Below are 14,791 nucleotides of genomic sequence, written 5' to 3'. Positions count from 1 at the left end.
CTGGGTGAAGGTGAAGTGGCGTCGCCCCCCGACCCGTGAAATACCGAAGCTTCGGGCTTGGTCTCGTGGAATCTTGACGATTTGACGCGCTACCTTCTGCGGGAATCATTCCTTATGCCATTAATTCTTACGCTTTGCCCTCGGCACGTGCAAGCTCCTTCCGTACGAGCGGGGCGACCTTGGTGCCGAGCAGTTCAATCGAGCGCATGATATCATGGTGCGGAATTGAACCAATGTCACAGTGCAGGAAGAAGCGCGTCACGCCCAAGTTGCGGTGGAGCAATACGATTTTCTCAGCGACGTGCTCTGGATCGCCGACATAGAGGCAGCCTCGCAACTTGCTGTCCTCATCGAAGGTTGCGCGTGTGTACTGAGCTCCCCAGCCACGCTCACGTCCGAGCTTGTTCATCATCGCTTGTGTCCCTGGGAACAGAAGATCTGCCGCCTTCTCGGCGGTATCAGCTACAATGCCATGTGAGTGGGTTGCAATTTGCAGCTTGTTCACATCGTGTCCAGCCTTAGCCGCGGATCTCTTATAGAGCTCGACAAGCGGCGCAAAGCGCTCCGGCATGCCGCCAATGATCGCATAAGCAACCGGCAAGCCGAGTCTGCCGGCTCGGACGGAAGATTCTGCGTTACCGCCGGTGGCAATCCAGACGGGAAGCGGTTCCTGAACGGCCCGTGGGTACACGCCAAGATTGTCAATAGCCGCACGATGACGGCTGCCTCGCCAGCTTACCTTCTCTGACTCCCGGATAGCGAGCAGAAGCTCCAGATTCTCTTCATACAATTGATCGTAATCATTCAAGTTGTAGCCGAACAGCGGGAAGGATTCAATGAACGAGCCGCGGCCAGCCATAATCTCGGCGCGTCCGTTCGAGATGGCATCCAGCGTCGCAAACTGTTGATATACGCGTACCGGATCATCCGAGGACAGGACGGTCACGGCGCTGGTCAGCCGAATATGTTTCGTTTGTGCCGCCGCTGCCGCCAGGATGACCGCTGGGGCCGAAGAAGCATACTCATACCGGTGGTGCTCGCCGATGCCGTAGACGTCAAGCCCGACCTGATCGGCTAGAACAATCTCTTCTACCGACCGACGGATTCGTTCGGTATGGCTAATGCGCTCACCTGTCACCGGATTCGTCGATGCCTCCAAAAACGTACTGATTCCAATCTCCAGATCAACAACCGGTTTATCGGTCATCGTGTTCGCCTCCTTTATTCAAATGTTGCTTTATAATATACAGTAACATAACTTTTGTTAGTTTAAAAGAAAACAAAAAGCTGTCCCGTTTGTCGTTGCCTGTTATCCTCGTTCAGTCGCTCATATCAATCTTGCCCGCCCGTCTGTATTCCCATCCATCTACGATCCGATTATAGGTAGTTACTCAATCAAGGCGAACATGGCTTTAGGATCACCTAAAATTGTGCCTAGATTATGAGAAGCGCTTATTGTTAAAATGAAAGGGGGAACATTTATTAAAAACACGAAGCGTCTAAAAATCATAAAAATAAAAGGAGAAGGACTCCTTTTCAACGAAATACTGGACTAATCTATGGGCACTATTGAAGTGGAATATATACGGAATGGGGAAGCGGGCACTGTGCTATCCCTTTTCCCCGACCCTAGTCCAGTATAATTCCCGACGTTTGTACGACTCTCTCAAATTTTTCCTCGACTACAATGATGGAAGAGCATCATTCGTATGGATCATCGGATGATAAGACGAGGGTGTCTATCAGGACTAGGGAGCTGAAACTGTGAAAAAAGTTAGAAAAGCATTCATTTACATCGGAGTAGCCATTCTTTTATTGGTTGGGATAGCATTGGTTTTTCCCACATGGACTCCTAGTATAGAGGGCGCAAACAGTATAAGCGTGCTTGAGGAAGTCGAAATTAATGGAACGGGCCATGAATTGATGATACGGGGACAGGATAAGAATAATCCGGTTGTCATTTTCTTGCACGGTGGACCGGCTGTATCGGAAATCCCCTATGTAACCAAATACCAAGACATATTGGAGAAGCATTTCACAGTTGTTCGTTATGACCAGAGAGCCGGAGGAAAGTCGTATCATTTTGGAGAGGATTATTCCAATCTGTCTACGGATCTATTAGTGAAAGATGTACTGGCTTTGACAGATTACATATCGGCTCGTTTCCATCAAGAGAAGGTCATATTAGCGGGCCATTCCTTCGGTACTTATATTGGCATACAAGCTGCACAGCAAGCACCTGAGAAATATAAAGCCTATATTGGCATCGGACAGATGTCTAATGTTACGGAAAGCGAAAAAGATGCACTGCAGTTCACGCTTAATCAAGCAAAGTTGAGCGGCGAAGCAACCGATATGGAGTACTTGCAAGGGTTAACGGAAAAGGTGCAAAGCGGAGAACAATTAACTCCACGCAATTATGTGCGTAAATATGGCGGTACAGCAAGATTGATTGATGTGAATGCTGACATGGATAGAGGCTTGTTCGGACCGGAATATAATTTGCTGGATCGCATCCGTTTTTATCGCAGCGTATCGAATGCACAAGAAGTATTGATAGGGCAGGTATTGAAGAAGCCATTGCCTACATTTGTTACCAAGCTGGAAGTACCGGTCTATTTCATTATGGGGCAGTACGATTACATGACATCTGCGAAAGCAGCCAAAACATATTTTGATCAAATCAATGCAGCTAAAAAGGAATTTATCACATACGATCAATCCGCTCATTATCCGCAATTTGAAGAAAAAGAAAAGTTCTCGCAATGGATGGTGGACTCGTTCGCAAAATGATGGATTGTAGGGCTAAAGTCGAACCTTAGTTCATAGCTGATGCTAATTCGATGATTTAGGCATTGTACGGGTTGATTATAGATGAGGATAAGCAGGGGAAATGATACGGGCAGATGATAGGTCTGTCACACGATCGCACAGAATGACAGGATGGCAAGAGGCAGCCTTGATAAGATGTACTCAGAGAGGAGCTATTGCGAATGGAATGGCTGAACCGAATGATGTCGGTGCTTGATTTAATCGAAGCGAAGATGCTGGAGCCATTGGATATGGCGGAGCTTGCGAAGGCAGCGTATTCTTCTCCCCATCACTTTCAGCGGATGTTCTATATGCTGACTGGTATGACAGTAGCTGAGTATATACGGAAACGGCGCTTAACCTTGGCGGCTCAAGAGTTAGCAATGAGTGGCTCTAAAGTGATCGATGTCGCGATGAAGTATTGCTACGATTCGCCAGAATCGTTCTCTAAGGCGTTCCGCAAGCTGCACGGCATCTCGCCCTCCGAGGCTCGAAATTCGGGTGTCCAGCTGAAGGCCTTTCCTCGCATTTCCTTCCACCTATCATTGAAGGGAGACAAAGAAATGGATTATAGAATTGTACAGAGAGAGGCGTTTACCGTAGTAGGAAAGTCGATCCAGACGACCACGAAAGAGGGAGAAAATTCGATCGAGATTCCGAAGTTTTGGCAAGATAGTCACGCGGATGGAAGCGTCGCTAAAATTGCTGCGCTGGGCAAAAATCAAGATACCCTAGGCATTTGCTATGGCGCGCAGCCGGGTGGGGAGGTCTTTAACTACGCGATTGCAGTAGAGACGGATCGGACAGAATCAGAAGGCGAGTATGAATTGATTCAAATTCCAGCTGCGACGTGGGCTATATTCACCTCAACGGGTCCAATGCCTGGTTCCATTCAAGAAGTATGGAACCGCATCTATCAGGAATGGTTCCCAGCTACAGACTACGAGCAAGCCGAGGGTCCTGATTTCGAGCTGTATCCTCCAGGGGATCCGTGGGCAGAGGACTATCGCAGCGAGGTATGGATTCCGGTTATAAAGAAATAAATACAAAGAGTAAGAATTGACGGTTCATCAATTACCTGTTAAAAAGGAGGCTGGCCCAACATGTACACTGGGCACAGCCTCTTTGTCTATCGTCGTAAAGCCCACAGTACGAGCTTCTCATAGCACTTCCATGGCAATAGACGGATAAGGCGCAGGGGCATCGCCCCTCGACCCATGAAATAGCGTAGATTCGGTCTTGGCGTGCGCGCAATCTTGACGATGTGACGCGCCACCTCCTGCGGAGGAGGAGCCGTTTCAGAGCTGCGCTTCGAGAATTGCAGAACCGCTTGAAGCAGCTTGCTGTACGGCGAATTCTCGCGTAATTGGATAGAGGAGAATCCCTTTTCCCATATATCCGTTTTGTAGGAGCCTGGTTCAACCAGTACGGCATATACGCCAAATGGCAGCATCTCAAGCCGCAGCGCCTCTGTAAAGCCTTCGACGGCGAACTTGGAGGCGGCATATGGGGCGTAGCCTGGAAAAGCATATCGGCCGCTAATGCTGCTCACATTCACAATGGTTCCACTGCCTTGTTCCCGCATGATAGGTAACACTGCGCGCGTAACGGCGACCGTGCCGAAAAAATTGGTCTCCAGTTGGGCGCGCCAAGCGTCCATGTCCACCTCCTCGACGTATCCACCTGCGGCGTAGCCCGCATTGTTCACGAGCAAATCGACCCTGCCGTAATGCCGGCGAATATACACGAATGCAGTTTCAATACTCTCCTGATTCGTGACATCTAGGGAGAGCACATGGATGTATGCGGAGACGCCGCATGTCTGTGCTTCAGCAAGCAGCTTTCCTTGCTTGGTCGTATTACGCATCGTCGCTACGACATCATATCCTGCGCTCGCCAGCGCGACACTCGTGTAGAGCCCGAAGCCGCTGGACGTACCGGTCACGACGGCGATTGGCCGCGAAGGAGAAGCAATAGAATGCTGCGGCTTCGTTTGTGGTGATGTCAACATGAATCCTCCTTCCCCGTCTATATCCTCATAATTTATGTCGTTCCATTAGCGGAACGCCGATTCGATTGGCGGCCAAGGAGATGAACGACCAGCAGCTACGGCGGTACACAGGCAGATGCCGATCCATGATGGCGGAATATTCCCAATGCCCAGTAGCTCCCCGGTTGCGTTTGAACTGCGCTGCGCCCGAGCTCTCGTTCCATTGCATGCCAAGTCGCTGCGCCTCACGGAACAGGACAGCGGAGAGCATGCGGTACAGGCCTGTTTCCAGCGGAAGGGCGGTATCGTAACCGAAGATTGGCGTCGTCAGTATACCGTTGCGGCAGAAGTAACCCATGATGCCGTCTATTCGCCCCTTCGGTGTGCGCAGAGCGAGGAAGCGCAGTGTCTTCGTCGCCAGTGCATGTGCGAAGAAGCGTTCATTAAACTGCGGATTGTACGGTGAATATTTATCGATATAGAGCAAGTTGTACAGTTGAACCATGCGGGGAATATCGGCCGGTACAAGCTCTTCATGCCGAACGATCTCGTATCCGTGCTTCGTCAGCAGCCCCTCATCGCGCTTAATTAACCATCTCTCCTTGGCATTCTGAGATCTGGAATCGCGGGTATCCAAGCAATAGATTTGGCGGCTAGGCACAAGCGCACATCCGGTTTCCTCCAAACTGCGACACAGCTCCGGGTAGTAGTGGCGATTCAACGAACGGAACACGATCGAGTGATCGGGGAACCGAGCTTGCAGCAGGGGGATGATGGCTAATACGTGCTCTGCCGTCATACGTGGATACAGATTCGTAGACAGCAGCCAATTGTTCACATGCACGACGCGATTGCACTGCGCAAACTTCATTCCTAATCCGATTCCACTTAACAGCCACGCAAGCGGCCGTTCCAGCAGCGGCTGCTTCAGCATGCCGAGCTCTTGCTTCGCATAAGTAACATAGTGCGTATACGGCGAGCATACATATGCGTTGTCGTACTCTCGTTCATTAACGGTAATCGGCAGCACAAATTGGTCGTCGATGAGGATCGCCATCATCCGGGTCTGAATATTATCCACGTCGCGTTCCGGCCCATGTCGTATCCATGGCTCTATCCATGCCTTAGCCGCATGCCCCTCCTCATCGTTCGGCCAAGGCAGCCGATCGATATTCGCTGCATCATATAGAACTGCGATACTCATACTGTAAACTTCCTCTCGATCCGGCGCAGCTTGTGCCCGGCAGGCTGCGGCTTCCACTCGGTAAATTGAATGTCAGGCGCTGCACACTGAACGATTGCACACAGCTTATGTAGTTCGAGCATAATGTCCCGTTCACATGCTGTCCGATATTGCGTAGGCACTTGCAGCGCCACCGTGATGTGCGTTGGCGAATGCTGCACCGCCGCATAGTGTTCAATCTTCGATGAGGCGGACAGAATTGCACGGCGAATAAAATCGGGAAATACAGTCGTAAGAGTGCCGTCTCTTAGTGAAGGCATATAAAACATATCATCGTGACGCCCTTCGATGCGCTCCAGTGCAGTGAAGGGAGATCCGCACGGACAAGGCTCGTTTCTCTCTGTCAAGACATCGTCCAGCCGATAACGAACGATCGGCTGAGTCATACGCCGGAAGTCAGTAATAATCGGTGTGAATTTTCTTTCGCGCTTGTCTAGCCACTCTTTCTCTACGAAGACGAGGTCTTCGTTCAAGTGAAGCGTCCCATGTCCACACGTAATGCCGAGAAAGCCTTCCGTGCATTGATAGATTTGGTGCACGGGTTGCTGGAACGCCGCGCTAATTATCGCTTCATCGAGCGGATCAAGGACTTCAGCTACGGCAAAAAGCTTGCGTGGACGTATCGCGAGCAGGCCCTGCTCCAGCTGCTCTGCAAGCATGCGGAGCATAGACGGCGGCGCGACGAGCAGGGTAGGGGCGTAAGTGTTCAGTCGCATAACCTGCTCCTCCAACGGGTCGAGCAGGTCGAAGTAGGCGAACTGCAGCCGCCGCTTGCTCACGCTCCCGTACAAGTTGCTGTTGGCGCGCAGGAAGAGCGCGATGCGCTCCCGAGCCAATACGGAACCAGGCAGAGCCTTAGCGAGCATCGCTCCGGCCCATGCCATACTCTCCTGTGGGCTGACGAGGAAGAGGCCGCGATTGCCTGACGTCCCCGAGGACATACCAACGGTAATGCCATTCCATTCAGGAGTGAAGTCGCGGCTCTCCTCAGCTGCCAGTGCCATGGCGAACGCTTCCTCCTTTCGTACGCCAGCGGTATTAAGGGCATCGAAATGCTCCATCATCAGCAACTTGTCCATGACTGGCATGCCGCGCCACTGATCGTCGGGGAGCTCGCCCATGCGCTCGCGGAAGAAGGGGGAGCACTGCCTGATTCGCCCCAGATGCTTCATCACTTGACGATGCTGCCACCGCTCCAGTGCTTCCCTGCTGCACCAGCTTCGTCCGTACTTCGTACGGATATATTCCCGGGCAGCGATCATCGTTCCTTTATCCACTGAGCACCTCCTTGAACCTTAGGGCTTGTTACGTACCACTGTTCGGCTTCCCGGCAGTGCGTTGGGATGATGCGAAGATCCGGTCGCCTACGATGCAGGATATGTAATCGGTGAAGGTTGTCCTTATATTGCTGCCAATTCGCTTTGATCAACTTGACGATGGACTTCGGACGCCGATGCGATGCATAGGCTGCCGTTGACCAAGCAGCGTCGGCGCAGAGGAAGTATTCATGCCCTGCAGAGCGCAGAAGCAGGCCAAGCTGACCCAGCGCATGCCCCGATAGGTTGATGCCGATGATGCTACCGTCCCCGAACAGATCGTATCCCTCTGTGAAGGGTGCATATCCCTCGTCCAAGTTTATTTGGCTGCATGTCTCCTCAATAAGACGGGATCGATCACCGAATCGATCCGGCAATAGCCCAGGCAGAAAGCCGGCTTTCGTAGCTTGGAAAGGAGACATGTCCTGCAGGGGCCGATAAGCCTCGCGCAAATAATAAAACTCGGCATTCGCGAAATCGCACACACCGCCGATATGATCTGCGTGAAAGTGCGACAAAATAATCGTCCGCACGTCCTCCGGCATTACGCCAAGATTGCGCAGTTGATTGGCTGCACTCTCATCTTCGCCGATATAGACCGGCGTCGTCCACCGATACAGCCTCGCGGGAAAGGCTGATGTAGCCTGAAAGAAGCGTGTGGAATAGCCGGTGTCGAACAGGATTGATCCGAGCCGCGGGTGCTCGATATAGGCGAACATGGCCGGAAAGCGCACGGAAGCGCCGCTCCCGCCTTGAATCGTAAGCCATTCCCGGTGCGTGCAGTACCCTGCGGTCATCAAGTTCACGGAAACTTCTTTTATGGCTCCTTTGTTCACGTCCATGCAGCTGACGAGCCTCCTTCTTGTACCCATGCTTCAGCAAATCGCTTCATGCCTTCCTCGATACAGATCCTAGGCTTATAACCCAACATCTCGCGGGCAGCCGTAATGTCGAGCGTCTGACTCCGTCCGATTAGTCCAACCGTATACCGGGTAAGCTTCGGCTCCTTGCCTCTGGCAAACCAGCGGGCGTTAAGCTCCAGCATCCCGGCCGCCGCCGAAGCGATCGGGTAAGCGAGCGGGATGGGGCGGAACGGCATTTCGAGCAGGGCGAAAAGCTTAGCCAGCAAATCATTCAGCAGGCTGGGCTCGCCGTTCGTAATATTGTACTTGCCGCCAAGCGCAGCCGGGTCAGCTTCGGCGGCTAGCAGCAGCGCATCGACCACGTTGTCGACATATGTAACGTCGAGCATCGACCGGCCGCCGCGAATGAGCGGCATATAGCCGCCTCGGTTCGTCTCTATGAGCCGTGGGAGGATGGAGCGGTCACCTGGACCGTAGATCGCGCGCGGCCGCAGCGTAATGGCGTGCAGCCCAGCCCCTTCCACAGCTTGATCCACTTCCAGCTCGGCTAGCAGCTTGGTGGCGGCGTAGGCATTCGCTTGCTTGGAAGGCAGCGGATCGGATTCTTTAATGTTCAGTCGATCACGCCAATTCCAGTAAATGCTCGGCGTTGACACATGCACGAGCCGTGCTCCTCCGCTTACGCATCCTTGTACGACATGGCGCGTACCTATGACGTTGCTGGCGTAGAAGTCGGCATATGCGCCCCATGGAGCAGACAGTGCCGCGCAGTGGAAGACGGTATCTTGACCGTGGCATATCTCCTTAATCCGCTCGGCATCGCCTAACTCAAGCGGAGTAAATCGGACACCCATTCGTTCCAGCTCATGGCCTACATGCGTATTGCGGCCAATGGCGCTGACGGTATAGCCCTCTTCGACCAATCTTAATGCTAGCCGCTGCCCTAGAAATCCGGTTCCCCCCGTCACTAATGCTCGTCGGCGCATGATGATTCACCATTCCATTCTATATCTGATGTAGTGGCCTCTATCAGTGAGATGGAGCGCTTTTTGCTCTCTCGCCAGAAGCGGTATAGCATAACGGCCTGCGCGACAAACGGCTTCGGATCCTGCCAGCGGAAGATGACATCTTGCCCCTTCCATAGCTCCCTCAACCAATAGGCCCGCCGAGGACTCCTCCAGCCGTACGCCAGCATGGCGAGCGTCAACATGGCAGGGCGGGTGGATGTTGGCTCGATGGGGTAGGCTCTCGCATGATGCTCGCCAAGATTTGCATCAAAATTTGCATCAAGATATGTATTTTGATTAGCAGTGTTATTTGTGCAGCCGTCCATGCCGACCTCTGTGTCGCCATTTATCCCACCATTCACCTCGAAGAACGCCTTGTCCAACTGATCGGATACTGTAAAGCAGTGGACACCGCTTGTAGCGCGGGGATTGCACTCAATAGGGTAGATGTTCCGTTCCGGCGTGACGATAAAGTCAAACGCAATCTGTCCCGTATATCGAAGCGGGGCGACAAATCGTTGCACCCATGCCAGCAGATCGGCCTGCGGCTCATGCTTGAAGGCGATGCTTGCCCCTGCACCCGCCGTGAATTTGGAGGGGTAGCAGGCATGAGCACATACAGAGCCATCGCGGACAATGCTGTACGTGCAATACAATGTCCCGTGAATATATTGCTGTCCAACCCAAGGATAGTCCGGGGTGATTAGGATGTCGTCCGGCAGGGCATAGCCAGCCCGTACGAATAATACACGGCTCGCGAAGCGCGAGTAGGCCGGCTTCAGCACGGCAGCATCTTCCCCAAGCGCCTGTATGTAGCCGCATGCTTCCGCTTGTGATGTCAGCAGCTGTGTCGAAGGTGCGTGTAAGCCAGCTTGCCGGATCATTTCGATGAATTGTCCCTTATGATGAAGCTGCTTAAGCATCTCCCACGGAGGAGCAAATAGCTCGCATCCATTGGGCCATGCCCGCTGTCTCTGTGCTAGATAGAACACTTCCTCGCAGGTCGGAATTACGCAATCCACCTGCTCGTCTATCACGATACGCTCTATTATAGCTAGGAACCGCTCTTGTTCATGGCGGGGAGGCGGATAACAGTAATGGCGGGTGACAAAGCGGGAGGCTGAGCCTATTGTGACGAGCAAGCTATCAGCCATGATGATCCGGTGCCCAGCACCACCCAATAGCCGCGCCAGTTCCAAGGAGACGGGGGAGCGGCTGCCGGTAATTAGGACAGTTCGCCTCCCATCCGGCGGTATATCCTTGGACGGACTGCTAGAACTGCTAATATTCAAGCACCAGCCCTCCCAATGACAGCCCGGCAGAAGTTCCAAGCAGCAGAATACGGTCTCCCCGCTGCACCCGCCCTTGGTGAATGGCCTCATGCAATCCCATCGGAATCGAAGCGGCAATCGTATTGCCGTGATCCGATGTAATGTTCATGAGCTGCTCTGGAGCAATGCCCAGCTTGCGGCTAATCAGGCGCATCGCCATAGCGCTGCCTTGGTGCGGTATGATAAGCGGGAATTGCGACATTGCCGTATTTCCCGATCCAAGCAGCCGTTCAAGGAAGTCAGGCAGCAGCTTGGACGCCATTTTATAAATCGGCTGACCATCCATATGGAACATATAGTCGCTCATTCGAGCATCATCGTAATATTTAGCGTGCAGCCCCGTACCTCCACCGCGTATCTCGGAGTATGAGGCTCCGGTACTATAGGTTTCTATTAATGAGGCTGCGATACGAGATTGCTCGTATGCTGTCGCTTGGCCTACGATAACGGCAGCGGCGCCATCGCCGAATAGAACCGCGCTTTCTTTATGCTCCCAGTTCAGGCCGACTGAGGCTACCTCTGTCGAGACGATGAGGATACGCTGATAGCGTCCAGCGGCAATCAGATACGACATGACGTCGAGCGCGGCTAGGAAGCTGAGGCAGGTCGAATTAATGTCAAAAGACGGCACCCCGGAGTTTCCTTTCCCCATTGCTTGCTGTATCAAAGCCGCTGTGCATGGAATCGGCTGTTGCATTGTACCGCTCGCGCATACGATGCAGTCGATGTCAGCGAAGGTAAGTCCCGCATCCTGCAGTGCGGCTTGCGCAGCGAACGCCCCCATCTCGGCGGCTGTTTCGTTCTCAACAAAATATCGTACGCGAACCTCCGACTTTTTCAAGGACCACCCGGCGGGTACGCCAAGCTTCCGATCCATTTCATCTGAAGTAACGCGCTGCTTCGGTAAATATACCCCCGTACCGATAATTTTCACTTTTCTCTCCATACTCCCATGGCCTCGTTCCTCTTGTTGATTTCGATCATGACGTGAAGCTCTTGCTTATTACCCAAAAGCCCCCTCTATTGTAATGCACATTCTCTTGGTGGTTCCATCAATTTACTCGTTCGGTTGATTCTTCTATTATATATCGGAGTACTTTTACATTGGCGTGATAATCTGTCTTGCAAAAAAAATTGTAAAAAATCCTTACGATTAAAAATGCCATTACGTTCCTATCCAGATGTGTTGCTGTTGTTACGTAATAAAAATGTAGTTTGTTGAGCGAAAAAAGGTTGGGCTCAAGAAGAGCTGGCAAAGAGGGGGAGAGTCGCAAAACTATCGCTATTCTCAAAAGGATACTAACCGAAGTGTTTGTTTAATAAGAGGAGTGATGCATATAGGAGAAACTATTGATAGAGAATCAATAGGCTCCTTGTTTCATTTCATACAGAGGTCAGAAATTCACAAGTCAATAGCTAACTTGTTCTTTTTTTCACAAAAATACTAAATGTCGGCTGGACACAACATAAAATCCCCCTTAGTGCTAAGGAGGATTTATGATCAATCTAATTCGTTACTCTCTTTTTCGTCAATGAGAATGAGTAGAAAGCTTCATTTCTAGTCACGTCAACTCTCGGACTTTTACTGTTCGTGACACTATAATTGCTGCGATGATAATGATAAATGCCGTAAGGAGACCCGACTCACCGATCCAGACCTCAGAAAACTCCCCTGTTGTTGCACGAGTGAAAGGGCCTTGGATTACAGAATTCCATGAGGTATGGATAATGACAGAAGGCCAGACGCTGCCAGTGGCTAATCGCAATTGGGCGGTAATATAACTGAACGGAATGATACACAGGTAGATGCCTAGGACAGAGAGAAGGACAGATGATCCAGCCACATACATACCAGATATGACAATCGGAATATGCCAAGTTGCCCAGATCAATCCGCTAAGCAAAATAGGACGCGGAGCCTTGGCCTCAACTAAACGTGTCAACATATATCCCCGCCAGCCGACTTCTTCCCCCATAACGGGAATGAGGTTGATGATACTTCCTGCAATGCCAGCCACTACGACCATAAGCACGAAGCTCAGCGGCGTAGGCAAGTACTGCAGACCAAGAGCATGATAGTACGTTTCGAAGGTACCTCCCACAGGAAGCTGGAACGAGGCTATACCACTCATCCAGGCGGTGGAATAGGTGATTCCGCAGATGAGCATAGGAATGAGCAGGCCCAGTCCGATCCCTCTCCATACTTTTACACTGCCCAACTGAAAGGATACATCTGCAAAACCTTCCCGCAAGAGGAGACGGGTTAGAATCGAAGCGATTGCCGGTACGAACATGTATACAACAATAAGCATAATATTTCCCGACATGATGACAGCCGTATTCATGATCAGTGACATTACGAATAAGAGGCCCAGAAATAGATTGAGTCCTTTTCTGGCATGTTGTACTTTCACCTCCCCAAAATCCGAAGTGTTTTTGTTTCCACGCGATTTCAAAATTACATCCTTCCTTTCGACTCATAGAAATTTTTTATATTGATGCCCTCAATCTTTCGCAAACTCAGTATGGCCAATGGGGCGTCATTATTCATAGTGAGGCTTGTAACGAAATGACATGAGGTATGTGTCATCAAAAATGGTGACAGAGAGTAACTAGGAAAAGTGATATGGAATGAATGACAATCGGGTTGAGCGATTGACGCATAGCCTTGCTTGCGGTTCATTGCGCTCATCAAATTACTCAATTGAGGTGGAATAACATGAAGAAGAAAATGATGGTTAGTGGCATGGCTGCAGTAGTTAGCACAGCGCTGTTGGTTGCTGGGGGAGCTTCGAATGCTGGTGCTCAGTCAACAGAAGTGACTCGTTCCGTGCAGACGTCGCAAAATAGTATTGTGAAGTCCTTTGAATCACAGGTTTTTCCATTGAAGACAATTGATCCGACTCAATCGTTTGCAGATTTAAAGCCGCTTAAGAAGATGATCGGGAAAGCCCACTATGTAGGATTAGGGGAGTCAACTCATGGTAGTTCTGAACTTTTTACGATGAAATTTCGCCTCGTGAAATATTTGGTTACGGAGATGGGATTTACGAACTTCGGGCTGGAGGAAGATTGGGGGAATGGCTTACAACTGAATGAATATATCCATACAGGGAAAGGAGATCCTAAGCAACTTTTGAAGATGTTATATCCAACCGACGAGATTATCGCTATGGTGGAGTGGATGAAGGACTTTAATGCCAATTCAAAGAACAAGAATAAGATTCAATTTATCGGACTCGATCTGAAGTCGCTTGACAAGAACGCCTACAATAAAGTCATTAACTATGTGAAGAAACATCATCCCCATATATTGTCTGAAGTTGAGAAAAGCTATAAGGATCTGTCGTCGGAAACTGCTAATGTGGTGGATTATATGAAGCTGACTCCTGAGAAGAAGACGCGGTTCCAGACGAATGCAGAGAAAGTTGTCCAATTGCTTGAGAAAGTGACTGTAGCCAACAAAAAACAATCGGATTCATACGAGCTTGAATGGGTGAAAGGGACGGCAAAAGCAATAAAGAATTTTACAACCATGACGATTCCAGATGATTATTCGTCCTTGGTCACTCTTCACGAGCAATATCTGGCGGAACAGGCTATATGGGCAAATGAAACATTCGGTGGGAAGACAATGGTGTGGGGCCATAATAATCACTTAGCTAAGCGTGCTATTGATAAGGAATGGTATCCGAAACCAGCCGGTGAGTTCCTGAAAGAACGTGTAGGTAATCAGTACGTCACCATTGGAACCTCAACGACGGAAGGACGCTTTACGCTGTTCAGCGAGATCGATCCGAATGCCAGCGGCGGGAAGATTACGACGGATGTGATACCGCAGCAAAAGAATAGTACGAACGCTATGTTCGGGAAAGTATCATACGAGAAGTTCCTACTGGATGCACGCCAACTGAAGGGAGAGGCAGGTCGATGGGTGAAGGAAGAGCAGCCGCTCCTCAGCATAGGGGCGCGATTTGTACCGGGCCTGCCGCTATTTTTCAATGTGCCCCTGCGGGAGCGGTTTGACATTCTTGTCCATATTCGTAACACCAGCCCATCCCATATCGTACAAGTACAAAAGTAGGAAATCATTTCTGGAGCAATCGGGATACGGTTGCTCTTTCTTCTTATACTAGACCTCACTCCGCACGAAGGTTCAATCATTTATTTCAGAAATTAATGGTTCTCAATTAGGTTGTATGTGGTGTAACTTGTAGATATCTGATGAAG

Annotated in this window: 12 protein-coding genes; 3 read left to right on the top strand and 9 right to left on the bottom strand. The window is 50.8% G+C overall.

Annotated elements, in window-relative coordinates; genetic code table 11:
* Nucleotides 1–127: 127 nt before the first annotated feature.
* Complete coding sequence (locus tag RQP50_RS29060) at nucleotides 128–1,207, bottom strand: LLM class flavin-dependent oxidoreductase (RefSeq protein ID WP_315747479.1); 1,080 nt, start codon at nucleotides 1,205–1,207, stop codon at nucleotides 128–130.
* A gap of 557 nt (nucleotides 1,208–1,764) precedes the next feature.
* On the opposite strand from RQP50_RS29060, the gene RQP50_RS29055 reads away from it, so the two are divergent.
* Together RQP50_RS29055 and RQP50_RS29050 are read left to right on the top strand one after the other, a co-directional pair.
* Nucleotides 1,765–2,793 (top strand): alpha/beta fold hydrolase, encoded by a 1,029-nt coding sequence (locus RQP50_RS29055; RefSeq protein ID WP_315747478.1) that lies wholly within the window; start codon nucleotides 1,765–1,767, stop codon nucleotides 2,791–2,793.
* Between the two features lie 200 nt (nucleotides 2,794–2,993).
* The gene (locus RQP50_RS29050) at nucleotides 2,994–3,854 is read left to right on the top strand and encodes an AraC family transcriptional regulator (RefSeq protein ID WP_315747477.1); all 861 of its coding nucleotides are present in this window, start codon (nucleotides 2,994–2,996) and stop codon (nucleotides 3,852–3,854) included.
* An 86-nt stretch (nucleotides 3,855–3,940) separates the two neighbouring features.
* Here the strand turns inward: RQP50_RS29050 and RQP50_RS29045 are convergent, their stop codons facing one another.
* The 8 genes from RQP50_RS29045 to RQP50_RS29010 all read right to left on the bottom strand — a co-directional run bounded on the left by RQP50_RS29045 (nucleotide 3,941) and on the right by RQP50_RS29010 (nucleotide 13,017).
* The gene (locus RQP50_RS29045) at nucleotides 3,941–4,822 is read right to left on the bottom strand and encodes an SDR family oxidoreductase (RefSeq protein ID WP_315747476.1); all 882 of its coding nucleotides are present in this window, start codon (nucleotides 4,820–4,822) and stop codon (nucleotides 3,941–3,943) included.
* 25 nt (nucleotides 4,823–4,847) lie between these two features.
* On the bottom strand, nucleotides 4,848–6,005 hold the full coding sequence (locus tag RQP50_RS29040) for a GNAT family N-acetyltransferase (RefSeq protein ID WP_315747475.1): 1,158 nt from the start codon (nucleotides 6,003–6,005) through the stop codon (nucleotides 4,848–4,850).
* Nucleotides 6,002–7,321, bottom strand: coding sequence for a F390 synthetase-related protein (locus tag RQP50_RS29035; protein WP_315747474.1), 1,320 nt, complete (start codon nucleotides 7,319–7,321; stop codon nucleotides 6,002–6,004). The genes RQP50_RS29040 and RQP50_RS29035 overlap by 4 nt, the downstream gene beginning before the upstream one ends.
* Nucleotides 7,303–8,202 (bottom strand): MBL fold metallo-hydrolase, encoded by a 900-nt coding sequence (locus tag RQP50_RS29030; protein ID WP_315747473.1) that lies wholly within the window; start codon nucleotides 8,200–8,202, stop codon nucleotides 7,303–7,305. Before RQP50_RS29030 ends, RQP50_RS29035 begins: the two co-directional genes overlap by 19 nt.
* The gene (locus RQP50_RS29025) at nucleotides 8,193–9,209 is read right to left on the bottom strand and encodes an NAD-dependent epimerase/dehydratase family protein (RefSeq protein WP_315747472.1); all 1,017 of its coding nucleotides are present in this window, start codon (nucleotides 9,207–9,209) and stop codon (nucleotides 8,193–8,195) included. The genes RQP50_RS29030 and RQP50_RS29025 overlap by 10 nt, the downstream gene beginning before the upstream one ends.
* Complete coding sequence (locus RQP50_RS29020; protein WP_315747471.1) at nucleotides 9,191–10,522, bottom strand: ATP-grasp domain-containing protein; 1,332 nt, start codon at nucleotides 10,520–10,522, stop codon at nucleotides 9,191–9,193. The genes RQP50_RS29025 and RQP50_RS29020 overlap by 19 nt, the downstream gene beginning before the upstream one ends.
* Nucleotides 10,512–11,507: a beta-ketoacyl-ACP synthase III gene (locus RQP50_RS29015; protein WP_315747470.1), complete on the bottom strand. Its 996-nt coding sequence runs from the start codon at nucleotides 11,505–11,507 to the stop codon at nucleotides 10,512–10,514. The genes RQP50_RS29020 and RQP50_RS29015 overlap by 11 nt, the downstream gene beginning before the upstream one ends.
* A gap of 616 nt (nucleotides 11,508–12,123) precedes the next feature.
* Entirely contained in the window at nucleotides 12,124–13,017 is an 894-nt protein-coding gene (locus tag RQP50_RS29010) for a CPBP family intramembrane glutamic endopeptidase (protein ID WP_227774329.1), read from the bottom strand.
* 263 nt (nucleotides 13,018–13,280) lie between these two features.
* On the opposite strand from RQP50_RS29010, the gene RQP50_RS29005 reads away from it, so the two are divergent.
* Complete coding sequence (locus RQP50_RS29005; RefSeq protein ID WP_315747469.1) at nucleotides 13,281–14,645, top strand: erythromycin esterase family protein; 1,365 nt, start codon at nucleotides 13,281–13,283, stop codon at nucleotides 14,643–14,645.
* Nucleotides 14,646–14,791: the final 146 nt, after the last annotated feature.

Source organism: Paenibacillus suaedae, from assembly GCF_032337355.1.
Classification (GTDB): Bacteria; Bacillota; Bacilli; order Paenibacillales; family Paenibacillaceae; genus Paenibacillus_B; species Paenibacillus_B suaedae.
Note: the sequence above shows the minus strand (reverse complement) of the source record. Positions and strands in the feature narration are given on the sequence as shown.